At 64.4% G+C, this 26,475-nt stretch carries 22 protein-coding genes and 1 pseudogene; 10 read left to right on the forward strand and 13 right to left on the reverse strand.

Annotation, left to right across the window (positions count from 1 at the left end; translation table 11 throughout):
- Window positions 1–19: 19 nt before the first annotated feature.
- Complete coding sequence (locus AACG97_RS11480; RefSeq protein ID WP_029887064.1) at window positions 20–436, reverse strand: RidA family protein; 417 nt, start codon at window positions 434–436, stop codon at window positions 20–22.
- Window positions 436–1,755 carry a flavin-containing monooxygenase gene (locus AACG97_RS11485; protein ID WP_009686529.1) on the reverse strand — a complete coding sequence of 440 codons (1,320 nt, stop codon included), beginning with the start codon at window positions 1,753–1,755 and terminating at the stop codon, window positions 436–438. Before AACG97_RS11485 ends, AACG97_RS11480 begins: the two co-directional genes overlap by 1 nt.
- Before the next feature lie 308 nt (window positions 1,756–2,063).
- Between AACG97_RS11485 and AACG97_RS11490 the strand changes: the two genes are divergently transcribed.
- Together AACG97_RS11490 and argE are read left to right on the forward strand one after the other, a co-directional pair.
- The gene (locus tag AACG97_RS11490) at window positions 2,064–2,741 is read left to right on the forward strand and encodes a DUF1028 domain-containing protein (RefSeq protein ID WP_197884822.1); all 678 of its coding nucleotides are present in this window, start codon (window positions 2,064–2,066) and stop codon (window positions 2,739–2,741) included.
- Window positions 2,734–3,894 carry an acetylornithine deacetylase gene (gene argE / locus AACG97_RS11495; RefSeq protein WP_225785602.1) on the forward strand — a complete coding sequence of 387 codons (1,161 nt, stop codon included), beginning with the start codon at window positions 2,734–2,736 and terminating at the stop codon, window positions 3,892–3,894. The genes AACG97_RS11490 and argE overlap by 8 nt, the downstream gene beginning before the upstream one ends.
- Window positions 3,895–3,964: 70 nt before the next feature.
- Here the strand turns inward: argE and AACG97_RS11500 are convergent, their stop codons facing one another.
- Both AACG97_RS11500 and AACG97_RS11505 read right to left on the reverse strand, forming a co-directional pair.
- Window positions 3,965–5,233, reverse strand: coding sequence for a carbohydrate porin (locus AACG97_RS11500; RefSeq protein WP_009686532.1), 1,269 nt, complete (start codon window positions 5,231–5,233; stop codon window positions 3,965–3,967).
- Window positions 5,234–5,361: 128 nt separating this feature from the next.
- Window positions 5,362–7,779, reverse strand: coding sequence for a glucose/quinate/shikimate family membrane-bound PQQ-dependent dehydrogenase (locus tag AACG97_RS11505; RefSeq protein WP_225785601.1), 2,418 nt, complete (start codon window positions 7,777–7,779; stop codon window positions 5,362–5,364).
- 317 nt (window positions 7,780–8,096) lie between these two features.
- On the opposite strand from AACG97_RS11505, the gene AACG97_RS11510 reads away from it, so the two are divergent.
- Together AACG97_RS11510 and AACG97_RS11515 are read left to right on the forward strand one after the other, a co-directional pair.
- On the forward strand, window positions 8,097–9,002 hold the full coding sequence (locus AACG97_RS11510) for a LysR family transcriptional regulator (RefSeq protein WP_225785600.1): 906 nt from the start codon (window positions 8,097–8,099) through the stop codon (window positions 9,000–9,002).
- A gap of 104 nt (window positions 9,003–9,106) precedes the next feature.
- Window positions 9,107–10,309 carry an MFS transporter gene (locus AACG97_RS11515; protein ID WP_197884824.1) on the forward strand — a complete coding sequence of 401 codons (1,203 nt, stop codon included), beginning with the start codon at window positions 9,107–9,109 and terminating at the stop codon, window positions 10,307–10,309.
- A 41-nt stretch (window positions 10,310–10,350) separates the two neighbouring features.
- Here AACG97_RS11515 and AACG97_RS11520 read toward each other — a convergent pair whose 3' ends face one another.
- The gene (locus tag AACG97_RS11520) at window positions 10,351–10,962 is read right to left on the reverse strand and encodes a LysE family translocator (protein ID WP_009686536.1); all 612 of its coding nucleotides are present in this window, start codon (window positions 10,960–10,962) and stop codon (window positions 10,351–10,353) included.
- A 105-nt stretch (window positions 10,963–11,067) separates the two neighbouring features.
- On the opposite strand from AACG97_RS11520, the gene AACG97_RS11525 reads away from it, so the two are divergent.
- Window positions 11,068–12,042 carry a GlxA family transcriptional regulator gene (locus AACG97_RS11525; RefSeq protein WP_009686537.1) on the forward strand — a complete coding sequence of 325 codons (975 nt, stop codon included), beginning with the start codon at window positions 11,068–11,070 and terminating at the stop codon, window positions 12,040–12,042.
- A 34-nt stretch (window positions 12,043–12,076) separates the two neighbouring features.
- Here AACG97_RS11525 and AACG97_RS11530 read toward each other — a convergent pair whose 3' ends face one another.
- From AACG97_RS11530 to AACG97_RS11545, 4 genes are all read right to left on the reverse strand, one after another.
- On the reverse strand, window positions 12,077–12,928 hold the full coding sequence (locus AACG97_RS11530; RefSeq protein WP_047149650.1) for a CAP domain-containing protein: 852 nt from the start codon (window positions 12,926–12,928) through the stop codon (window positions 12,077–12,079).
- A gap of 231 nt (window positions 12,929–13,159) precedes the next feature.
- The gene (locus AACG97_RS11535; RefSeq protein ID WP_054882235.1) at window positions 13,160–13,771 is read right to left on the reverse strand and encodes a cell wall hydrolase; all 612 of its coding nucleotides are present in this window, start codon (window positions 13,769–13,771) and stop codon (window positions 13,160–13,162) included.
- A gap of 32 nt (window positions 13,772–13,803) precedes the next feature.
- Window positions 13,804–14,721, reverse strand: coding sequence for an AEC family transporter (locus AACG97_RS11540; RefSeq protein WP_054882236.1), 918 nt, complete (start codon window positions 14,719–14,721; stop codon window positions 13,804–13,806).
- Between the two features lie 124 nt (window positions 14,722–14,845).
- Window positions 14,846–15,544, reverse strand: a complete 699-nt coding sequence (locus tag AACG97_RS11545; RefSeq protein WP_197884825.1) for a pirin family protein — start codon at window positions 15,542–15,544, stop codon at window positions 14,846–14,848.
- 184 nt (window positions 15,545–15,728) lie between these two features.
- Between AACG97_RS11545 and AACG97_RS11550 the strand changes: the two are divergent.
- From AACG97_RS11550 to AACG97_RS11560, 3 genes and pseudogenes are all read left to right on the forward strand, one after another.
- Window positions 15,729–18,232, forward strand: a pseudogene (locus tag AACG97_RS11550) (UvrD-helicase domain-containing protein).
- 152 nt (window positions 18,233–18,384) lie between these two features.
- The gene (locus AACG97_RS11555; protein ID WP_029887323.1) at window positions 18,385–19,311 is read left to right on the forward strand and encodes an alpha/beta fold hydrolase; all 927 of its coding nucleotides are present in this window, start codon (window positions 18,385–18,387) and stop codon (window positions 19,309–19,311) included.
- Window positions 19,312–19,378: 67 nt separating this feature from the next.
- The gene (locus AACG97_RS11560; RefSeq protein WP_047149648.1) at window positions 19,379–19,819 is read left to right on the forward strand and encodes a VOC family protein; all 441 of its coding nucleotides are present in this window, start codon (window positions 19,379–19,381) and stop codon (window positions 19,817–19,819) included.
- A gap of 34 nt (window positions 19,820–19,853) precedes the next feature.
- Here the strand turns inward: AACG97_RS11560 and AACG97_RS11565 are convergent, their stop codons facing one another.
- Together AACG97_RS11565 and AACG97_RS11570 are read right to left on the reverse strand one after the other, a co-directional pair.
- Window positions 19,854–20,423 carry a hypothetical protein gene (locus AACG97_RS11565; RefSeq protein WP_197884827.1) on the reverse strand — a complete coding sequence of 190 codons (570 nt, stop codon included), beginning with the start codon at window positions 20,421–20,423 and terminating at the stop codon, window positions 19,854–19,856.
- 41 nt (window positions 20,424–20,464) lie between these two features.
- Window positions 20,465–20,851, reverse strand: coding sequence for a VOC family protein (locus AACG97_RS11570; protein ID WP_197884828.1), 387 nt, complete (start codon window positions 20,849–20,851; stop codon window positions 20,465–20,467).
- 208 nt (window positions 20,852–21,059) lie between these two features.
- Between AACG97_RS11570 and AACG97_RS11575 the strand changes: the two genes are divergently transcribed.
- Window positions 21,060–21,992 (forward strand): LysR family transcriptional regulator, encoded by a 933-nt coding sequence (locus AACG97_RS11575; RefSeq protein ID WP_009686550.1) that lies wholly within the window; start codon window positions 21,060–21,062, stop codon window positions 21,990–21,992.
- A 6-nt stretch (window positions 21,993–21,998) separates the two neighbouring features.
- Here the strand turns inward: AACG97_RS11575 and AACG97_RS11580 are convergent, their stop codons facing one another.
- Window positions 21,999–22,649 carry a TIGR04211 family SH3 domain-containing protein gene (locus tag AACG97_RS11580; protein ID WP_225785598.1) on the reverse strand — a complete coding sequence of 217 codons (651 nt, stop codon included), beginning with the start codon at window positions 22,647–22,649 and terminating at the stop codon, window positions 21,999–22,001.
- A 268-nt stretch (window positions 22,650–22,917) separates the two neighbouring features.
- On the opposite strand from AACG97_RS11580, the gene AACG97_RS11585 reads away from it, so the two are divergent.
- Window positions 22,918–24,261: an OprD family porin gene (locus AACG97_RS11585; protein WP_197884830.1), complete on the forward strand. Its 1,344-nt coding sequence runs from the start codon at window positions 22,918–22,920 to the stop codon at window positions 24,259–24,261.
- A 244-nt stretch (window positions 24,262–24,505) separates the two neighbouring features.
- On the opposite strand, the gene AACG97_RS11590 is transcribed toward AACG97_RS11585, so the two are convergent.
- Window positions 24,506–26,254: a BCCT family transporter gene (locus AACG97_RS11590; RefSeq protein ID WP_047149647.1), complete on the reverse strand. Its 1,749-nt coding sequence runs from the start codon at window positions 26,252–26,254 to the stop codon at window positions 24,506–24,508.
- Window positions 26,255–26,475 lie beyond the last annotated feature (221 nt).

Genomic DNA, 26,475 nt, shown 5'->3' on the forward strand with positions numbered 1-26,475 from the left:
AGCGCCTGGCAATTGCCGGTCACGCCTGGTCCGGCACCACGGCGATCACGTCGATCTCCATCAGCCATTCGGCCTGGGCCAGGCCGGCCACTACCAGGCCGGTGGAAATCGGGAACACGCCCTTGAGCCATTTGCCCACTTCCTTGTACACCGGCTCGCGGAAACGTGGGTCGGTGATGTAGGTGGTGGTCTTGACGATATGCGACAGGTCCGAGCCGGCTTCTTCGAGCAGTTGCTTGACGTTCTTCATCGCCTGTTCGGCCTGCGCCCGCGGGTCACCCAGGCCCACCAGCCTGCCTTCGAAGTCGGTGCCGACCTGGCCACGCACATAAATGGTGTTACCGGCCCGCACCGCCTGGCACAGGTCGTTGTCCAGGGTCTGGTTGGGGTAGGTGGCCTTGGTGTTGAACATGCGGATGCGGGTATGGGTAGGCATCAGTGGGCTCCGAGGGTGCTGACGTTGCTGAATGCGGCAGGTTGCTGCCGGTCGGCCGCGCGCTGGTCGCGGTCGCGGTAGGCGCTGTAGGTGCGTTGCGTGGCAATGTGGCCGGCGACGTGTTTGGCGTCGTGCCATACGCCCCAGATGAACGACGAGCCACGGCGCGACAGCCACGGCAGGCCAAGGAAATACACACCTGGTTCGCGAGCGACACCGCGCTGATGCTGGGGCTTGCCGTTGGCGTCGAAGGTGTCCACCTGCAGCCAGCTGAAGTCCACGCCGTAGCCGGTGGCCCAGATGATGCTGCGGACACCGGCCTTGGCCAGGTCCAGCTGCTGCAGTGGGTCGAGCATGCAGGCCGGGTCGGCCAGGCGCCGGCGCGCTTCAGGCTCTTGCGGCAGGTCGAGGCCGTTGCGCTCCACATAGGCATCGGCGGCGTCCAGCAAGGCCAGGTAGTTCTCATCGCCCCGCGTGATGTTCTCGACCAGGTTGTCCTGGAAGTGCGCCACGCCGTTTTCGAACGACCGGGTCAGGCCAACCAGGGTCATGCCCTGGTGGGCGAGGGCACGGAAGTCGACCGTATGGCCCCCACGGGCGCCGCTCACGGCAATGGTCACGTGCTCGCGGCCAGGCTTGGCAATCTCTGCGTCCCATTCACCCAATACGCCAAGCCACCAGCAGAAGTCGCGGTTGCGGTAAGCCCGTGGCGGGCGATCATGAGCGCCGACCGACAGGTACACCTGGCGGCCGGCACGCATCAGCTCTTCGGCGATCTGCACGCCGGACGAGCCTGCACCCACCACCAGCACTGCACCTTCGGGCAGTTGTTCGGGGTTGAAGTAGGCGGCCGAGTGGATCTGGTGCAGGTTGGCGTCTTTTGGCGCGATCGCCGGTATCACCGGCTTCTGGAACGGGCCGGTCGCCGCCACCACGCGGTTGGCGCGGATCACGCCTTCATTGGTTTCGATGGTGAAGCCAGGGCGGTCGCTGTTGCGCTGTACTTTCTTCACTTCGATGCCGGTGCGCACCGGCAGGTTGAACTTGCGTACGTACTGCTCGAAGTAGTCGGCCACCTGGTCCTTGCCGGCGAAGGCGTCGGCATCGAGGTTGAATTCCAGCCCCGGGAAGCGGTCGTGCCAGGCCGGCCCATTGGCCACCAGCGAATCCCAGCGGCCGCTGCGCCAGGCCTCGGCAATGCGGTTGCGCTCCAGCACCAGGTGCGGCACGCCCAGCTTGCTCAGGTGTTCGCTCATGGCCACGCCAGCCTGGCCGGCGCCGACCACGAGGGTGTCGATTTCGAAGTTGTTCAGTGTCATGTCCGAGCCCTTGTTCAGGCGGTTTTTGTCAGGTCGGTTCGGGGACCGCCGTTGCCTGGGGCCAGACTAGGGATGCTGCGCAAATGGCGAAAATAGTATTTAGCTGGGGCTTGCCGATAAAACGGCGAAGGCCCGGATCTTGTGAACGCAACTGTCGTGTTGGAACGTTGAAAGCTCGCGCACTCGCTGTGGGAGCGGGCCTCAGACCCTAGTTTTTTCCTGCCTAGCCCCTCGGAAAAAGGTGGTTTCGCCTGCCCGAAGGTTCCACCCAGAATGGCCTGCATTGCACAGCACACAGGAACCATGCCATGACCTTCTCCATCATTGGTCGCTGCCAGGAAACCGGCCAGATCGGTATCGCCATCAGCTCGTCGAGCATCGCCGTAGGGGCCCGTTGCCCGTGGGTGCGTGCCGGCGTGGGCGCGGTCGCTACCCAGAACATCACCCTGCCGGCGCTGGGCCCGCAGATTCTCGACGCCATGGAGCAGGGCCAGTTGCCACCCGCCGCTGCGCTGGACCGGGTGTTGAGCGCCAATGGCTGGAGCGAGTACCGCCAGGTGACGGTGATCGACAGCACCGGCCAGGTGGCCTTGTTCACGGGGCGCGAGGCGCTTGGCACACACCATGCCGTGGCCGGCGAGCAATGCGCGGCGGCGGGCAATTTGCTGTCCTCCACCGTGGTGATCGAAGCGATGGTGCTGGCCTTCGAACAGGCCGGTGGGCACCTGGCCGACCGCCTGCTGGCGGCCATGCACGCGGCGATGGCTGCGGGCGGTGAGGCGGGGCCGGTGCACTCGGCGGCGCTGAAAATTGCGGGCGAGCTGACCTGGCCACTGGTGGACCTGCGCGTCGACTGGGCCGACAACGACCCGATCGGAGCGCTCGATGACCTGTGGCAAGCCTACCGCCCACAAATGCAGGACTACGTTACCCGCGCCCTCAACCCGACCTCTGCGCCAAGCTACGGGGTGCCGGGCGATGAGTGAGTTTGCCAGCCGCACGCTGCTGGCCAGGCTGGTCGGCTTTGCCACGGTCAGCCGTGACTCAAACCTGGCGCTGATCGGCTTCATTCGCGATTACCTGGCCGGGTTGGGCGTGGAATGCGAGCTGTTCCACAACCCGGAGAGAACCAAGGCTAACCTGTTTGCCACCATCGGCCCCAAGGATGTTGGCGGCGTGGTGCTGTCCGGGCATACCGACGTGGTGCCGGTAGACGGCCAGGCCTGGACGGCCGAACCGTTCGCCCTCAGCGAACACGATGGCCGCTTGGATGGCCGTGGCACAGCCGACATGAAAGGCTTCATCGCGTCAGTGCTGGCAGCGGTACCCGCATTTCTCGCCCAACCGCTGCGCATGCCGGTGCACCTGGCATTTTCATATGACGAAGAAGTCGGCTGCCTGGGTGTACGCTCGATGCTCGCAGCGCTCGAACAACGCCGGCACAAACCGCGGCTGTGCCTGATCGGTGAGCCCACTGAACTCAAACCCGTGTTGGGGCACAAGGGCAAACTGGCGATGCGCTGCCAGGTGCATGGCGCTGCTTGCCATTCAGCGTATGCACCGTATGGCGTGAATGCCATCGAGTATGCCGCCAGGCTTATCGGCAAGCTGGGTGATATCGGCGACGCGCTGGCCTTGCCGCAGCATCACGACGAGCGTTTCGACCCACCGTTCTCTACGGTGCAGACCGGGGTGATCAAAGGGGGCAGGGCGCTGAACATCGTGCCGGCCGAGTGCGAATTCGATTTCGAGGTGCGTGCCTTGCCGGGGTTCGAGGCACAGGCGGTGGCGGACCAACTGCAGGCCTATGCCGAGACCGAGTTGCTGCCGCGCATGCGCAAGGTCCACGCCGACAGCGCCATTCGCCTGCAGCCGCTGAGTGCCTATCCGGGGTTGGCTACACCGCAGGACAGCGAAGCTGCGCAGCTGGTGGCGCTGCTCAGCGGTTCGGACAAGTTCGGCACCGTGGCGTTTGGTACTGAAGGCGGGCTGTTCGACCAGGCGGGCATCCCCACCGTGGTGTGCGGGCCCGGGAGCATGGAGCAGGGGCACAAGCCGGATGAATTCGTCAGTGTCGAACAGCTGCAGGGCTGCGATGCCATGCTGCTCAGGCTGGTGGATCACCTCAGGCAGGCTTGACGGTTTAACTGTCAGGGCTTTGTGGGCGCAGGTTAACCCGCGAATGGGCCGCAGTGCGGCCCCCGGCGACTCAGAAGGTTGCCTTTACCTGCAGGCCCACCACCAGCGCGTTGTCGATGTCTTTGCCAGTGAACGCCCCTGGCTCGATGATGTACTGCACATCCGGGCGCAGGTTCAGCCATGGCGTGGCCTGGTAGCCGTAGCTCAGCTCGATCAACTGCTCGGCGCTGTCGATATCGGGGAACGGCTGGCCGGCGTTGAATGCAGCATCTTCCAGCACATCGCGGCTACGCGGGTTGGGTACGGCGCGGCCATAACCCAGTGCCACGGTATCTCTCGGGCGGCCTTCGAACGGCTTGTACAGCACCACCCCGGCGCCATACCACTTGGTAAACGGCGAAGCGGCCTTGCTCGACGCCGAATACTGGCCGAAAGCGTGCAGGCTGCGGCCTGGCGAGGCCTGATCGTTCCACAGCGCCTGGTCGACCAGCAGGTAGTGCCCGCCGCGCCCCGACACTTCGTCGTCGCTGCCGATGCGCTTCACGTCGGAGCTGTCGTAGTAGTACCCCAGCTTGTACTCGCCCGGCAGCTCGCCCTGCAGCTTGTACACCAGCTCCACCGGGACCACGGTGCCAGTGGTGTGCTTGGGCCCCAGGTGCCAGGCACGGCTGGAATTGCCGTTGCTCTCGGGGTCCACATTGAACGCTGCCACACGCAGTTGCCAGGCGGGCGACAGGTCGTACTTCACGCGCACGCCGAGGTGGGCGTTGGGGTAGTTGGTCCAGCCGCTGCCCCCCGACATGTTCAGCGGGTGGCCACAGAAGCCGGCGTTCATGAAATTGCACAGGATGCCGCTGTCCAGGCCGCCGACGTCGTTGCCCATGGCCATGTAGCCCAGCTTGACGTTGAGCGCAGGGGTGAACAGGGTGCGTTCGTAGCTCAGCTCGGTCAGGCGGGTGTACAGACCGCCGTAGTTTTCCTGGATCGGCAGGCGGTTGCCGACCAGATCGTCCGACGCGCTGTTGCCGCGACGGTCGTTGATGGTCAGCTGGACTTTGCCGCCGTTGTCCAGGCCATACAGCTTCGACAGGTCGAACTGCACGCCCAGCTTGACGTTCTGCGAGTAACGCGCCGAGCGGTGCAGGCCGCCATGCGCGTTGTAGGCGGTTTCACCGCTGTAGTCGCCGGTGATTTTCACCCCGTCCTGTTCCAGCTGGTGGCGCAGGCCGCCCCAGTCACCGGTGAGGGTGCTGCGGGTGAGGAGGTCGTCGTTGGCGAGTGCAGTGCTGCTGGCCAACGCCAGCAGCAGGGTGGGGGTGAAGCGAATTACGGATGGCATTGCTGTGTCTCGGGTTGTCTGTTCGGGCCTCTTCGCGGGCGAACCCGCTGCCACAGGGGCTGCACCATTTGCCGGGGCAGTGATCCTCCTGTGACGGCGGGTTCACCCGCGAACGGGGCGACGCTGTGTTACGGCAAGGCGTAAGCGATCACGTAGTCGCCACGGTCGGTCGACTGGCGCGCACCGCCCGCTGTCACGACCACGTACTGCTTGCCGGTTTTCGGCGAAACGTAGGTCATAGGGCCGCCCTGGCTGCCCACTGGCAGGCGCGCCTTCCAGATTTCGTCACCGTTGCCGCTGTTGTAGGCGCGCAGGTAGAAGTCCTGGGTGCCGGCAATGAACACCAGGCCGCCTTGGGTCGACAGGGTGCCGCCCAGGGTGGGCAGGCCGATCTTGATCGGCAGGTGCATGCGGATACCCAGCGGGCCGGTGTCTTCAACGGTGCCCACCGGTACCTGCCAGGCCACCTGACGGGTCTTCATGTCGATCGCGGTGAGGGTGCCGAACGGCGGCGCCTGGCATGGAATACCGGCTACCGACAGGAAGCGGTTCTTGTTCACCGCATACGGGGTGCCCTTGAGCGGTACTGCACCCATGCCGGTGTTCAGGGCTTCGCCGCCGGACGCTGCATTGCCTTTGTTCTGCGACGGAATCATCTGGATCCACAGGCCCAGGCGCATGTCGTTGACGAAGATGAAACCGTGCACCGGGTCGGTGGAAAGGCTGCCCCAGTTCATGCCGCCCAGCGAACCCGGGAAGCTCAGCGACAGGTCGGTGCCGGGTGCTGTGTACAAGCCGTCATAGCGCATCTTCTTGAAGTCGATGCGGCACAGCAGCTGGTCATACGGGGTAGCACCCCACATGTCCGACTCGGTCAGGGTCTGCGCGCCGATCTGCGGCATGCCCACCGACTTGGGCTGGGTTGGCGAGTACGGCTCGTTTGGAATGTTACTTGGCTTGACCGGAACTTCGTCGACCTGGGTCAGCGGTTTGCCGGTGGCGCGGTCGAGCACATAGATCTGCCCGGCTTTGGTGCCGATCACTACCGCAGGTACGGTCTGGCCGTCGTCCTTGGTGAAGTCGATCAGGCTCGGCTGCATCGGCAGGTCGAAGTCCCAGAGGTCGTTGTGCACGGTCTGGTACACCCACTTCTGGTTGCCGGTGGTGGCGTCCAGGGCCAGCACCGAAGCGCCGTAGGTGTGGTCCAGCTTGCTGCGTTCAACACCGTAGATGTCGGTGGACGACGAGCCCATCGGCAGGAATACGGTGTTCATCGCCGGGTCGTAGGACATCGGTGCCCAGCTGTTCGGGGTGCTGCGCACGTAGGTGTTGTCGCCCTGCGGGGCCTGGCGGTCTTCCGGGTTGCCCGGGTCGAAGGCCCAGCGCATTTCCCCGGTGATCACGTCGAAGCCACGGATCACGCCGCCTGGCATGTCGGTCTGGACGTTGTCGGCAACGCGGCCGCCGACCACCACGGTGGTGCCGGCCATCAGCGGTGCCGAGGACAGCTGGTAGTAAGAGTCTGGCACATCGCCCAGGCCGGCCATCAGGTTGACCTGGCCGTTGTTGCCGAAGCCCTGGCAGAACTCGCCGGTGTCGGCATCGACGGCAATCAGGCGGCCATCGATGGTGTTGGTCAGCAGGCGACGCTGGCAGTTGGCGCCGGCCGGCACGCTACCGCCGGTGACCGGCGAGCTGTTGGGCTGGGTCGGCTGGGCGATGGCCGCAGTGGCATCGAAATAGGCCAGGCCACGGCAACGCTGCCAGACCTTGGACTGGGCATTGATGGCGTTCTTCCACAGCTCTTTGCCGGTGTCGGCATCCAGCGCGATCAGGTTGTTGTGCGGGGTGCAGATGAACACCTTGTTGCCGATCTGCAGGGGTGTCAGCTGGTCTTCGGCACCGTTGCCGTCGCTGATGGCGACGTCGCCGGTGTGGTAGGTCCAGGCCACCTTCAGCTTGTTCACGTTGTCACGGTTGATCTGGTCCAGCGCGGCGAAGCGGCTGCCACCTTCGGTATTACCGTAGTGGGCCCAGTCCTTCTGTTCCTTGCCGGCCTCGACCGCGGTCATGCCCGGGCCTTTGCCAGTAGGGGCCACGCTTGGGTGGGCGACGAACATGTTGCCGGCGGCAACCGCCAGCACCACGGCCATCACCGCGGCAACGCCGTAGGCACCGCGCCCGGCGCTGGCGCCATTGGCGCGGGCCAGCAGTGGGTACACCAGCGCTACCACCATGCCGATGACACCGAACATGAACAGGCGCGAGAACAGCGGCCAGAACACCAGGCCGGCGTCGACCAGCGCCCAAAGGGCAGTGCCAACCAGGAACAGCGCGTACAGCCAGGCGCCCGCTTTTTTACGGCGGGCAATGAGCACACCGGCGATGGCCATTGCCAGGCCGCCGATCAGGAAGTACCAGGAACCGCCCAGGCCGGCGAGTTTGACGCCGCCGGCAGCCAGGAGCAGGCCAAGCAGGGCGATGATCACGCCCAGGCCAATCAGGATGATTTTAGAGGCGCCAGAGGCGCGCGGTGTTTCGTTCATGCCAGGGATCTCAGCAGGTGGAATGCGCGCAGTTTAAGCCCTTAGCTTGCTAATTAACAAGTTGGTACATAATTTTGTGAGGCTGATTGTCGCAGGGCTGAACTTAACGCGATGTGTCTAAAATTCTAGATCGTGTCTGGAAAAATGCATGAAACCACCGGGTATGGCGGCCAAGGTTTTATTATCCAGCTACGGTCGGTTGTAGGCTTTACGCGGGTTGGGCGTGCGCCCGCCATGGCCCGGTTTGCTCGGCGCCACGCTTCTTGACCGGGCTGGCGGTTTGTAAGACCTTTGCGAGTTTTCGAGGACGGCCTGACATGGACAAACTTTTGGCGATGAAAATGTTCGTGGCCACCGTCGATGCCCAGGGTTTTTCAGCGGCTGCACGCCGGCTGGGGGTGGCGACCTCATCGGTGACGCGCCTGGTCGATGCCCTTGAGTCGGCGCTGGGTGCCACCTTGCTCAATCGTTCGACGCGCCAGGTCAGTCTGACCGAGGCAGGCGCGCGCTACTACCAGCGCGCCCGAGGCATCTTCGAGGCGCTGGACGAGGCCGATGCCAGCATCTCGGACCGCGGTGAGGAACCGGTCGGTGTGCTGCGCCTGTGCTTGCCGGTGGAGTTCGGCAGGCGGGTCATCGCCCCGCACCTGGGGCCGTTTCTGGCGCGCCACCCGGCGCTGGAGCTGGACATCGACCTTAGCGACCGCATCGACGACCTGCTCGACGGGCGTTATGACCTGTCGATCCGCCTGGGTGACCCAGCGCCCAGCGATGAAATGGTATGCCGCCCACTCGGCCGCTTCCAACGCTGGCTGGTCGCCAGCCCGGGCTACCTGGCCGAGCGCGGGCCGCTCCTGCACCCCCGGCAGCTGCTTGAACACCCCTGCCTGCGTTTTCGCTATGGGCAAAAAGCACGGCCCTGGCGCCTGACCTGTGGCCAGGAAAGCCTGGAGCTGGACGTAAGCGGGCCGCTGCGCAGTGCCAACGCCGACATGTTGCGCGAAACAGCGCTGGCAGGCAGCGGTATTGCATTGCTGGCCGACTGGCTGGTACGCGAAGACGTTGAAGGCGGTCGGCTGCAGCGCCTCTTCCCTGAATGGCAAGCCAACCCTGGCACCGCCAACGACTGTATCAACGCCCTGTACCTGCCCAACCACCGGGGTTCGCGACGGGTCAGCGCTTTCATCGGGTTTTGCGAAAATGTGCTGAATACTGGCCGCTAGCGTTGCGCTGTACGCAAAGGCGCGTTGCGTAGCTGCCCAATTCTCGGCGCCGCTGCCCGCAGGTAAGGTGGCCGTCATCCCCATACCTTGTCGAGGAACCTCGCATGAACCCTTCCGTCGCGTCAGCGCAACCGGCCACTGCCGGCCTGAGCCGGGCCCTGGTGGTACTCCTGGCGTTCTGCTGCGGCGCTATCGTCGCCAACATCTACTACGCCCAACCCATCGTGGGGCTGATCGCCCCGGACCTGGGGCTGTCTACCGAACATGCCAGCCTGATCGTTTCCCTCACCCAGCTCGGCTATGCCTTGGGCCTGTTGTTGCTGGTACCGTTGGCCGACTTGCTGGAAAACCGTCGTCTGATGGTGGCCACCGCCGTTCTGGCCTGCATCAGCCTGCTGTTGGCAGGTACCAGTGGCAGTGGCCAGGGGCAGTTGTTCCTGGGTTACGCCCTGCTGATCGGCTTCAGTTCAGTGGCAGTGCAGATGCTGATTCCGCTGGCGGCGCACCTGGCGCCCGAGCACCAGCGCGGTCGGGTAGTGGGCAACATCATGGGTGGGTTGCTGCTGGGCATCCTGCTGGCCCGGCCGTTGTCCAGCCTGGTGGCCGACCACTTCGGCTGGCGTGCGGTGTTCATCGGCGCAGCCGGGGTGATGTTGGCGATCATCCTGCTGCTGGCGTCGACCCTGCCGCAGCGTCGGCCCGAGCACAAGGCCAGTTATGCAGGGCTGATGCTGTCGCTGCTCACCTTGCTGCGCGGTTACCCGCTGCTGCGCCAGCGCTCGCTGTACCAGGCCTTGATGTTCGCCGCATTCAGCCTTTACTGGACGGCGGTGCCACTGGCCCTGGCTGCAGGGCATGGCCTGTCGCAAAGCCAGATTGCCTTGTTCGCGTTGGTCGGCGCAGTGGGTGCGGTTGCGGCACCCATTGCCGGCCGCCTGGCCGATGCCGGGCATGCCCGGGCGGGGTCGTTACTGGCGCTGTTACTGGCGCCGGCCGCCTTGCTGCTGGGTTTGACGGTGCCCGGCTACAGCGTGATCGGCCTGGGCCTGACGGGTGTGCTGCTGGATTTTGCGGTGCAGATGAACATGGTGATCGGCCAGCGTGAAGTGTATGCACTGGACCCGGCCAGCCGTGGGCGTTTGAATGCGGTGTACATGACCAGCATCTTCCTTGGCGGGGCAGTGGGTTCGGCAGTGGCCAGTGCGCTGTTCAGCCAGGTTGGTTGGGCAGGGGTGGCATTGGTGGGCGCCGCCTTGCCGGGGCTGGCGCTGCTGGTCTTCGTTTTCCAGGCACGCCAGGCTCGATAGGCGCTGCAACGCCAGTGGCAGTGGCCTGCCTGTGCCAGGGGCTAGCGGCTCAAGGGCAAGGCCACGCCAATCAGGGCGAACAAGCCCCCGCAGCAGCGATTGAAGCCTTTGCCTGCTTTGCTCAGCCAGGGCCGAACGCGGTACGCCAGCCGCGCCAGCAGGTATTCGACCAGAAACTCGACGCTGGCGAAGGTGGCCGCCATGACCACGAACTGCAACAGCAGCCCGCGCTGTGGGTCGATGAACTGTGGCAGGAACGCGCCGTAGAACAGCAGCACCTTGGGGTTGGCCATGGCCGACAGCAGCCCTTGGCGAAACAACCCTGCGTTGTTCAGCCCAGCGTTGCCCGCATTGAGTTCCAACTGCAGGCCTGGGCTGCGCCACAGCTGCACACCTAGCCAGACCAGATAGGCACCCCCTAGCCATTTCAGTACGCCAAGCACCGACGCAGAGGCCTGCAGCAATGCACCAAGGCCGAACATCGCCAGGGCGATGAGCGCGCTGAAGCCGAATACGCCGCCGACAATGGTGAACAGGGTTCGCCGGGCCCCATACAGGGCGCCGTGGGTCAAGGCCAGCAGGCTGTTAGGGCCTGGGGTGAGCGACAAACCGATGCTCGCCAGCAGGTAGATGAGCCATGTGTCGAGGTTCATGCCGGGTAACGCCATGTGATGAACAGGGCGCCAGTCTAGGGCGCAATGGTGGCGCTGGCAGGGTAATATCCGGACATTCGATGGTACTTTCTGGACGTGAATGCCGTGTATCCCGATATTCGCTTGCTGATCTTGCCGCTACCGGATTTTGCCTTGCTGCCGTTTGGCGCGTTCCTCGACAAGTTGCGCTTCAGCGCCGATGACGAGGACTACAGCCAGCAGCGTTATTGCAGCTGGACGGTGGCGGGGCTGGGTGGTGAACCGGTGCCTTCCAGCAGCGGTGCAGTGCTGCAGGTCGAGGCCGTGGCCGGCGACCTCGAGCTGGCCAGTTTCGACTACCTGGTGCTGTTCGGCGGGCGCAATGCCATGGCCACCGCCGCACTTGCACCGCGCTACCAGGCTTTGCTCAAGCGCGCCAGCAAGGCGGGCGTCAAATTGGTCGGGGTCGACAATGGTGTTTTCCTGCTGGCGGCGTGCGGCTTGTTGCGCGGGCATAAGGTGGTGGTGCACTGGCGCCACGAAGCCGAATTCCGGGCGGCGTTCCCGCATGTGCAGCTACTGCCTGAGCAACTGTACTGCATCGATGGCAACCGTATTACCTGCGCCGGTGGCACGGCGGCCATCGACCTGGCTGTCGCGCTGCTGTCACGTGCCTGCGGTCGCACGCGGGCACTCAAGGGCTTGGCCGACATGCTGGTGGATGAAACCCGCGACAGCCGCCATGCCTTGCGCTCCCTGGAGCGGGGCAGCGGGCCGGGGCGCCAGGTGCAGAAGGCGCAGGCACTGATGCGCCATCACCTGGGGGCGCCGCTGGCGGTGGAGCAACTGGCGGCAGCGTTGGGCATCAGCCGGCGCCAGCTGGACCGGCAGTTTCATGCCAGTCATGGCCTGAGTGCCAAGGCCTGGTGGCGCGAAATGCGCCTGCAGCAAGCACGCTGGCGCTTGCTCAACTCCACCCACAGCCTGGCGCAGATTGCCGATGAAGTCGGCCTGGGCGATGCCAGTTACCTGGGCAAATGCCTGCGGGCGCGGTTTGGCTGTACCGCGCTCGAGCTGCGAGCAGCTACACACCAGGGCTGAAGCGCGCCTGACAGGGTTGCAAGGGGGCTCGAATTCACTGTGGTGTGCCGAACAGTGCGGTCCAGTAGATGCCCGCATCGCTCTTTGGGTCCACTGCGTAGGCAGCCCCCAGGTCGCGGAACTCGGGGTTCATCAACGTGGCACAGTGCCCGGGGCTGTCCAGCCAGCCTTCGACCACCTTGTGCGCAGTGTCACGCCCAGCGGCAATGTTCTCGCCGATCTGCTGATACAGGTAGCCGGCCAGCTCCGCCCGGTCGCCGGGGGTGCGGCCATCCTTGTCGATGTGGTCGAAGAAATTCTGGTTGGCCATGGCCCGCGTGTGGTTGGCGGCAGCCCCCGCCAGCACCGTGTTCCAGCTTAACGGCGGGGCGGCAGCGAAGGGTTGCCCGCCACACTGCCGCGCCACCTTGCGGGCCGCGTTGATTTCCTCCACCACTTTCTGCCCTTCGGCTTGCCAGTCACCGAGGCGGCCACTGAGCAGTGGCCGGGCCAGCACGATACGCCAATCGCGGCCTTCCTGGCTGACGCCAATGTCGACGAACTGCGGGTCCAGCACCACCTGGCAGAAACTTTCCTCGATGGCATGCATGGCCGCAGGCGCATCGCGCGGCCCCGACAGGCTGATGGCCTGCACATTGACCATAGGGTAGGCCGCCCGGGTCATGGCCTGCTGCAGATCGCGGGTGCCCTCCGGCGACAGCGCCAGGCGGGTATCGCTGTTCAGCGGCGGCAGTTCCAGCGATGCCTCGCCACCGCAAGGTTGGGCCTGGCTGCGGTAGGCATTGATCGACGCGATCAGTTGCGCTTCTTCGCCGGTAACGGCCAATGCCCCGGTCGAAATCAACAGGCCAAGCGACAAGGCGGCAACGGATGACAGCACGCGCATGTGTATCTCCCTATGACTGGCAGCGGCGTGGTAGGCGCTGCTCATCCTACACAAGCTCGGGGCTTTTGGCCCAGGCGGGTGCAAGGCAAATAAAACGCCGGCAATTAGTGCCGGCGGTACACGAAGGGAGGTAGACCATTGCCCGCCGCAAAAGTGCGAAGCTTGGGCAAACAAACCTAAAAGCCGGCGACAAGTCGGGTGGCAGGGCAGTGTGCGCTAACACGTGCCCTGTCAGCGGGCCAAAGCCTGGTTGGGTTTGTAGAACAAAAAGTGCGTGGTCTTGGCCGTTCGGCGATAAGTCTTGGCCCAGGCTGGATGCACACTGCGGTCATGGAAGTAGAGCGCGCCGCCAGTGGAATCCTGCAACTGCTGGTTGAGGGCTTTGCGCGCAATTTCCTTGGCAACGTCGTAGCGCTGCGGCTCCTCGACCTGGTCGGGGCGCCCGTCGCACCACCAGGAAAACTGGCAGGCTTTGTTTTCAACGCCCTGCTTGACCACACCACAGATGGTATCCGGAAAGCCATCCTGGCCCAGGCGGTTCAGCACCACGCTGGCCACGGCGGCCATGTCTGAGGCATCGGCGCCCTTGGCTTCCCAGTAAAGGGTGCGCGCCAGGCAGGTAAGGCTGTCATCCAGCGGTGCCTTGCCAGCCGGGTCCACGGCCTGCGCTTCGCTCGGGGTCAACTTTTCGGCGGGCTTGGGCGGGGGCGCTGCCTCGACCACTTTTTCTTCAAGGGCTTCGGCCTTGCCCTCGGCCACGGCGGCTTTGGCGGGGTCGGCAGCGTGCAAGGGGGCGGCAAGCAGGGCGGTGGTCAGGCCGATCAGCATCCACGAAAAGCGCATGGTCGAACTCCGAACGGTGGGCTGATGCCAGTCTAGCCAAGCGTAAGCATTAATACCAAAGGCAGGGTGGCGGCGGCGGCCACGGTTTGCAGGGCGATGATGGTGGCCATCAACGGTGCATTGCCGCCCATTTGCCGCGCCATTACGTAGGAGGACGAGGCTGTCGGCAGTGCCTGGAACAGCACCGCCACCACGGCGGCCTGGCCGCCCAGGCCCAGCAGCCGGCACAGGCCCCAGGTGGTCACGGGCATGACCAGGAACTTGAACGCCGAAGCCGCCAGTAATGGCCGCGCCTGCTGGCCGAGGCGGGCGCCGCCCAGCGCTGCCCCCACGCACAGCAGCCCCAGCGGCAGGGCAGCCTGGCCCAGGGCCTTGACCGTGGGCTCGATACCCGGCGGCAGGCCCAGCCCGGTCACGCGCAGCAGCAGGCCACCCGCGCAGCCGACAATCAGCGGGTTGGCGAAGATTGCCTTCAGCACGGTTGCTGGCGAACTGTGGCGGGCGCTGAAGCGGGCGAACACCAGCACGCAGAGCAGGTTGACCAGGGGCACGATGGCCGCGTTGGCAACCGCGGCCAGGGCTATGCCGGCGCTGCCGTAGAGGCCGGCAGCCAGGGTGGCACCAATGTAGTTGTTGAAGCGGATACCGCCCTGGAACACCGAGGTGAAATCGGCACCCTCGTGGTCTGCCATGCCTTGGTAGAGCACCAGCATCACCGCGCCCGCCAAGGTGGAAAGCATCAGCGCGCCGACCATGCCCAGCACCGGCACACCCTCCAGGTTGGCGGTGGCCAGGCCATGCAGGAACAGCGCTGGCAGCAGTACGTAGTAGCTAAGGCGTTCAGCGCCAGGCCAGAAGGTTTCGGCCAGAAACCCCCGCAGGCGCAGGAAAGTACCCAGGGCAATCAGCAGAATGATCGGGAGCAGGGTGGTCAGCAGCAACTGCAGCATGTCAACGTTCCGTGGTCGGTTACCGGCAAAGACTACGGCTACGCAACGATTTGTGAAACGGTATTGACTGCACTCGCTGCTGAAAACGACAGCCCGGCTGACCACCAAGCCTGCCGTGTGAAGGTCAGGCCACGTCCACCAGCACGATCTCGCTGTCTTCGATGGCGGTCACGCGCAGAAGCTGCTCCTGCTCGATGGCCACACCATCACGCGTCTCGACCCGCAGGCCGTTGACTTCCACCCGGCCCTTGGCGGGTACCAGGTAGCCCCGGCGATCGGCGTCGAAACGGTATTCGGCGGTCTCACCCGCTTTCAGGGTGGCAGCCACCAGGCGTGCATCGGTGCGGATCTGCAGGCTGTCTTCATCGCCGGCGCGGCCGCTGGCCAGGGTCACGAAGCCTTCGCCACGTTCACCTTTGGGGAATGGTCGGCTACCCCATTGCGGTGCTTCACCGGTGCGTTCCGGCACGATCCAGATCTGGAAGATACGGGTATCGACGTCTTCCAGGTTGTACTCGCTGTGCACGATGCCGGTACCGGCACTCATCACCTGGACGTCACCGGCCTCGGTCCGGCCTTTATTGCCAAGGCTGTCCTGGTGGGTGATCGCGCCTTCGCGCACATAAGTGATGATTTCCATGTCACGGTGTGGGTGCGGAGGGAAGCCGCTGCCGGCCGCGATCAGGTCATCGTTCCAGACCCGCAGGTTGCCCCAGTGCATGCGCGCTGGGTCGTAGTACTCGGCAAAGGAAAAATGGTGGTGGGCGTCGAGCCAGCCGTGGTTGGCATGGCCGAGGCTATCGAACGAACGAAGTTGCAGCATGGTCGTGCTCCTTGAATCAGTGGATGAGGCCATGATGCGCCAAAGAAGCATCGAAAATAAGCGTAAATATCGGCTCAAAACAATCGAATTAGTGGTTCTATAACCTGCAAGCACTTATCCGCTTCATCGCCTAATCCCCTGATCTGCAAGCATTCGCTGGCCATTTTGGGTCGATGCGGCGAACATGCCCATTGTTTCTGTTCAGCAAGGAGTGACCGTGGCCCAAGAGCTACCCCAGGCCCCCGCCGACCTTACCCCGCCCGCCCAGTTGCCCTGGTTTCGCCGTGTGGCGGCGCGCCTGCTGGGCGCTGCCTGACCCGCCTGCAGGCGCAGCACCGGGACTCATGGTTCCAGGGCCATGCCAGCGGGCAACGCAGGGGTCATGCCGAGGGTGTGCGCGATGGTTTCGAGCGTGGCCGGGAAGCCGGCTACGAGGCCGGGCGCCAGGTGCTGGTGATCCGCGACAGCCGCCCCGAGGATGCTGCCGTGCCTGGCTGCGACGACAACCTCTTCGACGACTGGCGCCTGCCGCTGACGGCTGAACTGAAAAAACGCTTCAAGGCCGATGTGGCCCAGCGCCTGCCCGCCGAAGCGCAACCCAGCGCTGCGCAATGGAAGCTGATTTTCAGCGACACGCCGTCTACCTGCGTGGTGGCCGGCGCGGGCGCGGGCAAATCGACGTCGCTGGTACTGCGCATCCTGCTGTTGCGCCATTACCTGGGCTACGAGCTGGACGCGATGACCGTGGTCACCTTTACCCGCGAGTCGCGCAAAGACTTCATCAAGCGCCTGGTGCAGGTGTTCGCCCTGTGGCAGATCAACCTGCAACCGGCGCAGGCGCGCGAGCTGGTGCGGACCTTCCATTCACGCATTCTGCCGCTGGTGCGCAGCCTGCCGGGTTTTGATCAGCTGCGTGCTTTCGAAACGCTGGGCAGCGACATGCCAGCCGGGCGCGAAGCCGAGGCCGACAGCAACCCGTTCGACCTGCGCTTGAATGACGCCCAACGCCAGCAACTGAACCAGTGCTACAGCCGCGTGCTGCATGAAAGCCCACGCTTTGCCGAGCTGGTCGGCTTGCTTCGAAGCGACGCCTTGCAGCTCAAACCCCTGGACCCGAACAACCCCGAGGTGCAAAAACGCGCCCAGGTTACGCAATTGGCTGCGCAGCGCGACGAAGAGCTGTGTGATGTGATCGAGGACCTCTGGTTCGCTGCCGGCGCCTGGCCGATCACAGGTATCGAACCGTGCCGCGATACCGTCGAGATCCGTGGCAGCCGGTTTCATGTGCATGGGCGCCTGGCGGGGGGTGGGCCGTTGGTGGTGCTCGGCTTCGACCCGACGGAAAGCGCGCAATACCAGCGCCCTGGCGCCAAGCTGGCGGTACGCGGTGAGTGGGCGGTCAAACGCACTTTGTTGCAGGCGTTCTGCGACCGGCCGCTGATCTGGCTCGACAACTACGCCATGGCTCGGCGCCTGGCAGCGTCGCTGGCCGGTGATGCCGTGGCGGGCCCTGGCTTCGAGTACAAGGTCAAGGGCGAGCTGGCGGCGGCGCCACTGCTGGATGCGTTCGTGGGGGCTGCCAATTTCATCGAGAACCTTGGCCTTGAGGTGAACACGGCCGTGGCGTCGATGAGTTTCCCCAGCGGTGACAGCGACGCCCTGTTCTTCGAGGCCCTGGCCTTGTACTGGAAAGCCCTGGAAGCGCACCTGCTGGGCCTGTCGCCACCGGTGATGAGCTACAACCGCATGTTCGCCCTGTTCGGCGAAAACAACCCGGAAAACCTGCGCCTGCTACCCGACCCGCTGTTGCGGCCATTGGCGCACCTGATGATCGACGAGTTCCAGGACGTGTCGCCACAGATCGTCAGCTGGCTGCGTGCGAGTTTGCGCGAAATACGCCGACGCGGCCCGGCCATGCACACCGGGCGGCATGCCCAGCATTCGTCACTGCTGTGCGTGGGCGACGACTGGCAGTCGATCTATGGCTGGCGCGGCAGTTCACCCAAGTACTTCATGGAATTCACCAAGGCCTTTGCTGCACCGGCCAACACCCGCGTGATGCTGGTCGATAACTACCGTTGCCAGCAACAGGTGATCGATGCCGCCGAGCACCTGGTCAAGGGCACCCCGGCAATTGCCGGCAAGAAGGCCCGCGCCAGCGGCCCCGCCGCGCAATTGCCGGGCTCGCCGGTCAAGGTCTTCGACCGGGATGAGGCAGCCTTGGGCCAGACACTGTTGGAGCACTACCAGCGCGGCGAGACGGTGATGATGCTGTACCGCAAGGGCAGCGACCGGGCACTGATGAGCGAGCACCTGCAAAGCGTGGTGCAAGCCGAGGCCGCGCTGCCGGCCGAGCAACGCCGGCTGCGCCAGCTGACCTACCACAGTGCCAAGGGGCTGCAGGCCGACGCGGTGTTCATGCTCGGCGACTGCCAGTACCTGACCAGCTCCCCTTACAAGAACCAGGTCTACCGCCAGGCCGGGTTGGGCAAGGCCGCAGACGCCCAGCCGTTCGATACCGCGCAGAAGGAAGAAGTGCAGCGCCTGGCCTACGTGGCAGTGACCCGAGCCGTGCAGCACTGCTATTGGCACGTCGAGGCCGCCAGCGGCGAAGCGGCAGTGGCGCCAAGGGCGTCTGCACGGGTCGATGGCCGGCAGGCATTCTTCGAGGACCTGCGCGGGCAGTGAAGGGCGCTGTGGCCGGCGAGCAAGGGGCGACGTTCAGCTGAGGGGTGTCGGTCTGGCCTATGCAAGTGTCGGCCCGGCACCAACGCGGCTGCCGGCATCGCGCCAAGGTAGGGGTGTCGCGGCCTTGCCAGGCCTTAGTCAGGAAGCTACCCATGCGTTCATCGTCGACACCCAAGGATTACTTGCTGGACAACAATGGCATCGAAATCGCGGTGCGCTGCTGGGGCCGGGAGGACGGCATGCCGGTCTTGGCCTTGCATGGCTGGCTGGACAATGCAGCCTCGTTCGACCGCTTGGCACCGCTGCTCGAACACTGTTTCGTCGTGGCCCCCGACCTGGTCGGCCATGGGCGTTCCGACCATCGCCGGCACGACAGTGGCTATTACCTGTGGGAGCACGCCGAGGACATGCTGGCGGTTGCCGACAGCCTCGGCCTGAGCCAATTCCATGTACTGGCCCACGGCATGGGCACGGGGGTGGCGTCGCTGCTTGCGGCCATGACCAGCGGCATCGCCAGCATGACGTTCCTCGACGGCATGGGGGCACCGTTCACCGTCGCCGAGGATGACCGCGTGCAGCACCTGGCGCGGGCCTATCGGCTCAAGCGCATGGTGCAGCGCAGCCAGCTACCGGGCTTCGGCGAGCCGGGCGCCGCCCGCTTCGATGACCTCGACACCGCCTTGGCGCAACGCCGCGAGCGGCTGGACACCGAGCTGTCCGAAGGCGCCGCCCGCTTGTTGGCCATGCGCGACCTGTTGCAACTGGGCGAGGGCTATTGCTGGCGCCACGACCCACGGCTGGTTCTGCCCGAACCCATGCCGCTGACCGAGCGCGAAGCGTGCGACCTGCTCAGCCAGATCCGCTGCCCGTTGTACCTGATGTTCGGCCGCCAGGGGGCATTTTCCGGCGATGCGTTCAGCCAGCGCCAGGCAGCTTTGCCCGACCATGCGAAGGTGTCCTGGCACCCGGGCGGTCATCATTTCCACCTGGATGCGCCGGACCGGGCGCTGGCCGACCAACTGCTGCGCATCATCGCGCGGCATGAAGGGGGCATGCTGCAACGCCTGGTGAATGAGTAGCGAGTGCTGGTGATGGCCTGGTGTCCTGCGCTATGGTGGTACACCCCCAGGCCAGCAGGAGCCCGCCATGCGACCCTTCGCCATCCAGCACATCGACCACCTGGTACTGCGGGTCAGGGACCTGCCGCGCAGCGTGGCGTTCTATACCGACCTGCTTGGCTGTTCGGTCAGCCGCGTGCGTGAGGACCTGGGCATGGTGCACCTGGCCACGGGCACGGCGATGATCGACCTGGTTACGCTGGACGGGCCGCTGGGGCGAACCGGTGGTGCGGCGCCGGGCGCCGAGGGGCGCAACCTGCATCATTTCTGCCTGCGTATCGAGCCATTCGATGAGCCCGCCTTGCTGGCCTACCTGCAAGCGGCGGGGGTGCAGGTGGAACCTGCCGAGAAACGCTACGGTGCCGAAGGCGAAGGGCCGTCGCTGTACTGCTACGACCCGGATGGCAACCAGGTCGAGCTTAAGGGGCCGATAGCGTCAGTGTCAGCGGTGCACCCCCTCCGGGTTTAACCCTGGCGGCGCCGCACACCGGAGCGGGCAACCATCAGTCGAAATAGCCACGCAGCCCGAACGCGTAGCCAGTGTCCACGGTGGCCGGCCGGCCCCGGTTCCAGCGCTTTTTCAACACGAACTCGAACGCTGGCTCGTACAAGGCGTCGCGCACCACTGCGCCGGCCAGCACCTCCACGTCATACCAGCCATTGTCCAGCTCGATGATCGGCCGCCCCGGTACTTGGTAACGCGCCAAGAAGTCACCCAGCGTCTTGGGCGTGAAGTGCTGAAGCATCCGCCAGGTATACAGCATCAGCGCCCCGTGCTCGACGCGCAGCACATAGCCGTTGCGCTGGTGCTTCAGGCGGCTGCCAGCTTCGCGCAGCGCTGGTGTGTGGTTGTCCAGGGTGAACAGAATGCGGTACGGCAGGTTATCGACCCCGGCCAGTGGCAGCACCACACCTTCACGCACGGCTTGGTCGCCGCTGTCGTCATGGGTGAAGGCGTAGGCCAGGTCATCGGGCAGTTGCTGGTCCTGCTTGAACCGTTCGAGCAACTGGATATCGCCAAGCAGAAAGTAGTCGACCCCGTCATTGAGCACTTCGCTGAATTCATGGCGCATCGGTTTTCCTTATTGTTGCGCATTGCCATAGCGGCATGGGGTTAGTGCTTCTGTGTGATCTGGATCAGGTTGCCGCAGGTGTCATCGAACACCGCGAGGGTAACCGCACCCTTGTCGGTAGGGGGCTGGGTGAACTGGACGCCGGCGGCGCAGAGCCGGGCATACTCTGCCTTAATGTCACGCACGGCGAAGGAGGTGGCGGGGATACCCGCTTGCTTGAGTGCAGCTTTGTAGGTTTTGGACGCCGGGTGGTCATCTGCCTCCAGCAGCAACTCAACGCCGTTGGGGTCGTTGGGCGAGGTGAGGGTCAGCCAGCGGTGGTCGCCCATGGGGATGTCCTGCTTGGGCTCGAAACCGAGTACGTAATGGTAGAAAGCAAGGGCTTTGGCTTGATTGTCGACGAGGATGCTGGTGACGACGATCTTCATGAGTGCACACCGTATGCCTAGGGTCGATAAGCATCAGTAAAGACGCTGACGGCCATTTGACCAGTGCGCTTGAGCCTACCCAGGGAAAACCTGCTCAAGCCATAGGCAAATGCTTGATCCGCCAGCCACCGCCCGGGCCCCTGCGGGGGTAAAGTGTCAGCCATGATCCCGATTCCCGTGCGCCCAGGCCGGCGCCAGAGAGGTAAACGTGGCTGCCTATACCCTGCGACAACTCAAGTACTTCGTCACCACGGTAGAAGCCGGTAGCGTGGCGGAGGCTTCGCGCCAGCTTTACATCGCCCAGCCGTCGATTTCCACGGCCATCAAAGGCCTGGAGGAAAGCTTCGGGGTGCAGTTGTTCATCCGCCACCATGCTCAGGGTGTGTCGTTGACGCCCAGCGGCAAGCGCTTTTACGCCAAGGCCAAGTCGCTGCTGCAAATGGCCCATGAGTTCGAACAAAACGCCCTGGCCGACAATGACACCGTTGCCGGGCAAATCGATATCGGTTGCTTCGAAACCGTGGCGCCGTTGTACCTGCCACGGCTGATTGCTGGTTTCCGCCAGCGCTACCCTGGCGTGGATATCCGCCTGCGCGACGGCGAGCAGCAGGACCTGATCCAGGGCCTGACCGCAGGGAGCTTCGACCTGGCGTTTCTCTATGATCACGACCTCGATGGCACCATCGAGGCCGAGCCGCTGATGCCGCCGCAAAAACCGTACGTATTGCTGCCGGAGAACCACCGTTTTGCCAGCCAGGGCCAGGTCTCGCTGCGCGACCTGTGCCCGGAGCCGATGATCTTGCTGGACGTGGCGCCCAGCCGTACTTACTTCGTCAGCCTGTTCAACGAACTGGGCCTCACGCCGAACATCGTCTTCAGTTCGCCCTCGATCGAGATGGTGCGCGGCATGGTCGGGCAGGGGTTCGGGTTTTCGCTGTTGGTCACCCGGCCGCATTCGCCCTACACCTACGACGGCCAGCGCCTGGTCATGCTGGACATCACCGAGCCGGTGGCGCTGTCGGGGCTGGCCGCGGCTTGGTTGAAGCGTGTACAGCTGACCAAGCCGGCGCAGTTGTTCGTGGCGTTCTGCCGCGAAGAGCTGGCGAAGTTCCAAGATCTGCAGTCGCAGCGCGGTGCCTGACGCCGTTCAGAACCAGCGGTCATTCTTCTTGCGCCCGCGGGTCAGCGCCGGCAGGATCAGCCCCGCCAGCAGGCCCGCGCCGGCGATGCTGCCACCGTAGACCATGTAGCGCATCATCACCTGTTTGTTCTCATCGCCCAGGCGCGCCTGGGTGTCGCGCAGCTCCGACTGGCTCTGGTCGTATTGCTCGTTGAGCGCCTTGTTGCGTGCCTCCAGCTCATCGATCAGCTTCTTGCGGGAGTCCAGGGTTTCCTGCATGCCCTGCACGCGGTTTTTCCAGCTGTCGTCGATGGTCTTCAGTTGGCCGGTGAGCTCTGTCACCTGCGCATCCAGCAGCGGCAGCCGTTCGTTCTGGCCGGGAACCGCCTGCAGGTCATCGCTGAGGATCCACACCACGTCGCCATTCTGGCCGCGCACCTGGCTGTACTTGCCCTGGCTGCCAAGCAGGGTCAGCTTTTGCCCGGACTTGAGGGTGCCGACAATGCGATGGCCGTCGGTCGGCCCGCTACGCACATAGGTGCTCAGGCTGTCGCTGACCCAGCGTGCGTCGCTGGAGGGCTCTTCGGCATGCACGGGTGCGGCAAGCGCCAGCAGGGCGGCGATCAGGCTGCCGCGCAGGGCAGGGAGGGCGGAGGCGGTTGGGCGGGAATCGGGCATGTTGGTCTTCGCTGCAACGGAGAAAAAGTAGGCCGGTGACTGGGCCGATGAACCGGTCGGTGAGTTGACCGTCAGCGAATGACCTTTTTTTTGTCAGCAGGTTCACTGCCTGGCGTCGGAAATGTCTGCAGGATGTTGCAGCGCCCAAGCCGTGCCGGGGCGCCGCCGATGACGCAATTGTAATGCGGGGATCATCCTGGCGTTATCTGCCGAGGGGCAATCTCGCAACGCCGACATAAAAACAAATGCGACGTTCAAGGAGCATCCGATGACTTGCAGATATCCCCTTAAACTGGCTGCATGCCTGGCCTTGGCCAGCGTCGGTGGCCAGGCACTGGCCGCCGAAAAGAACACGGACGGCTTCATCGAAGGTAGCACCCTCGATGTGCTCAACCGCAACTTCTACTTCAACCGTGACAACCGCGACGCTGCAGCGCCCACGCACAACCCGCGCAAAGCGGCTGACAATGGCTACTCCGAGGCCTGGGCTCACGCCGTGATCGCCCGCTTCGAGTCGGGCTTTACCCAAGGCACGGTCGGTGTCGGCGTGGACGCGTTCGCCATGCTCGGCCTCAAGCTCGATACCGGCGGCGGCCGTAACGGCGGGCGCAGTTCGTTCGATGTATTGCCGGTGGACCATGACGGCCAGGCGCGCGATGAATACACCAAGGTTGGCGGCGCAGCCAAGGTGCGCCTCTTCGATACGGTATTGAAGGTGGGCGATGTGTTTCCGGTTAACCCGGTGGTCGCCGCAGGCGACTCACGGCTGTTGCCCGAGAGCTTTCGGGGCGCGACCCTGGAGAACACCAGCATCAAGGACCTGACCTTGCAGGCGGGGCGCCTGCATGCCATGAGCCAGCCCATGTCCAGCGGCATGCGGGAAAACTTCGCCACATTCTACGGCGGCCCGGTGGACTCGCCCTGGATCGCCTACGGCGGCGGCGACTACACCCTCAACGAATATGCCAGTGTCAGCCTGTTCAGCAGCCGGCTCAAGGATGTCTGGAACCAGTACTACGCCGGCACCAGCCTGAGTTGGCCGCTTGGCGAGCAACTGGCGCTGATTGGCGGTTTCAATTACTACAAGGCCGTGGACGAGGGGCGCCAGCGCCTGGGTGCTTTCGACAACGATATCTGGAGTGCCAAGCTGGGCGTGCGTTTCGGTGCCCACACCCTTGCGCTCACCCACCAGCGCAACAATGGCGACGACGACTTCGATTACTTGCGCCAGGCCGACTCGATCTTCCTCGACAACTCCATCCAGTACAGCGACTTCAACTCGCCCAAGGAGCGTTCGTGGATGCTGCGCTATGACCTGAACATGGCGGCCTATGGCGTGCGTGGGTTGTCGTTCATGACCCGCTACGGCAAAGGTAGCGACGCGGACTACAGCAACGCCAACGCCGTATATATGCGCCGGGGTGCCGATGGCAACCCGCTGACCGATCAGAAACGCTGGGAGCGCGATATCGAGGTCAAGTACGTGGTGCAGAGCGGTGCGGCCAAGGACTTGGCGCTGCGCGTACGCCAGGCCACCACCCGCGCCACGGCGTTCGAGTCGGACCTGGACGAAGTGCGGCTGATCGTCGAGTACCCACTGTCGATCCTGTGAATTCACCTTGGTAGCTTTCCAGCTCCTTTGGTTTGGGTGAATGTTTTGCGCCCCTTGGGCAATGCAAGTCAGTTAAGTAATTTGGGGCAGTACAGGGGATCGCGCAGTTCTTGAGTTCAGCGCCAAACCTGTGGGAGCGGGCGTGCCCGCGAAGGGCTGCAAAGCAGCCCCAGTAACGCTCAACTGACAGGCATTACCCTGTGGGGCGCCTTTTTTGGGCAGTAGCCGTTACCGCTGCGCGGGTTCAGGTGTCTGCGGTTTCGCTCGCAGCCTGCGCCGTCTTGACCGACGCCTTTTTCTCCTGCACCACGATATAGAACTCTTCGCCATGCTTCACCGCCCCATACAGCACGGCTTTTTCGATCAGCTCGTTGCCGCGCAGCTGGCGCAGCATCATCGGGTCCTTGCGCAGGTCGCGGTACAGCGCCAGGCAAAGCAGCACCATCACCACCACAAACGGCAGGGCCACCACGATCGTCAGGTTCTGAAGCCCGGTCAGCGCTTCGCCAGGGTCCCGTGGGTCGCCGATCGCCAACATGATGGCCGCGACCGTCCCGGTCAGCGCGCCCCAGAAGATCACCGTGCGCCGTGAAGGTGCAGTGGTGCCGTGCTCCGACAGCGTGCCCATCACCAGCGACGCCGCGTCGGCGCCCGAGACAAAGAAGATGCCCACCAGCACCATCACCAGCACTGACGTCGCCGAGGCCAGTGGGTAGCTGTCCAGCAACTGGTACAACGCATGGTTGCTGTTGACTGCCCCGTTGGCCAGCTGGAAAGCACCTTCGCGCAGGGCATCGACGGCCGCGCCGCCGAAGATGGTGAACCACACCAGGCTGACCAGGCTCGGCACCAGCAGCACGCCGGTAACGAACTGGCGGATGGTGCGGCCACGGCTGATGCGGGCAATGAACATGCCCACGAACGGCGTCCAGGAAATCCACCAGGCCCAATAGAACACTGTCCAGCCGGCCAGCCAGCTGTTCATCTGCTCGCCACCGCTGGCGTTGGTACGGGCCATCATTTCCGGCAGCATCTTGATGTAGATGCCGAGCGAGGTCGGCAGCAGGTTCAGCATGAGCAGGGTCGGCCCGACCATGAACACGAACAGCGCCAGCACCAGGGCCAGCACCATGTTGATGTTGGACAACCACTGGATGCCCTTGCCGATGCCCGATACCGCCGACGAGACGAAGGCGATGGTCAGCAGGGTGATGATGGAGATGTAGAACAGCTTGCCAGGGCTTTCGATCCAGCCGTTGTATTCCAACCCGCCGGCGATCTGCAGGGCGCCCAGGCCCAGCGAGGCCGCCGAGCCGAACAGCGTGGCGAAGATTGCCATCATGTCGATCAGCCGGCCAAGCGGGCCGTTGGCGTGCTTGCCGATCAACGGCCGGAAGGCCGCGGAAATCAACTGTGAGCGGCCCCGGCGGAAGGTCCCGTAGGCGATGACCAGGCCGACGATGGCGTACATGGCCCAAGGGTGCAAGGTCCAGTGGAAGAGGGTGGTCGCCATCGCGACCTGCATCGCTTCGCTGGTCTGCCCGCTGGCCGAGCCGGGCGGCGGTGACACGTAGTGCGACAGCGGCTCGGCCACGCCGAAGAACATCAGGCCGATACCCATGCCGGCACTGAACATCATCGCCACCCAGGACACCGTGCGAAACTCTGGCTGTTCGCCATCACGGCCAAGCGGTACCCGCCCGTAACGGCTGGCGGCCAGCCACAGCACGAACACCACGAACAGGGTGGAGGTCAGTACGAAGAACCAGCCAAAGTTGAGAATGACCCACGATTGAGCGGTGGAGGCACTGCGCGCCAGGCTGGCCTGGTTGATGAAGCCCCAAAGCACGAAAGCGATGGCCAGGATGCTGGTGAAACCGAAGACCACCCAGTCCAGCTTGCCCTCGAAGCGCCGGTCCTGGCGGGCTTCTGCGGTTTTCGAGGGGTCGGTAACGCCAAGGTCAAGTGTTTCGTTGATGTGTTCCTTTACCATGAATGCTGAGGCCCCTGTGTGGCTTGCCTGTTCGTGCAGGCTTGTAGTTGTGTGAGCTACCGAGGGCGTTGGCGCCTCGGCCGGGTGGAGTGCTGGCGGGATTATCCTGCGCGGTCGGCGCCGGCACCTGTCCCGATAGCGTCCTGGGGCTGCCCTTGCGCGACTTGGCAAATACTTTTAGTTCTGGGGGCATTGGCCCTTTCTGTCTCGGCTTCTGGTAC

The organism is Pseudomonas sp. Nvir, assembly GCF_963778085.1.
Classification (GTDB): domain Bacteria; phylum Pseudomonadota; class Gammaproteobacteria; order Pseudomonadales; family Pseudomonadaceae; genus Aquipseudomonas; species Aquipseudomonas juntendi.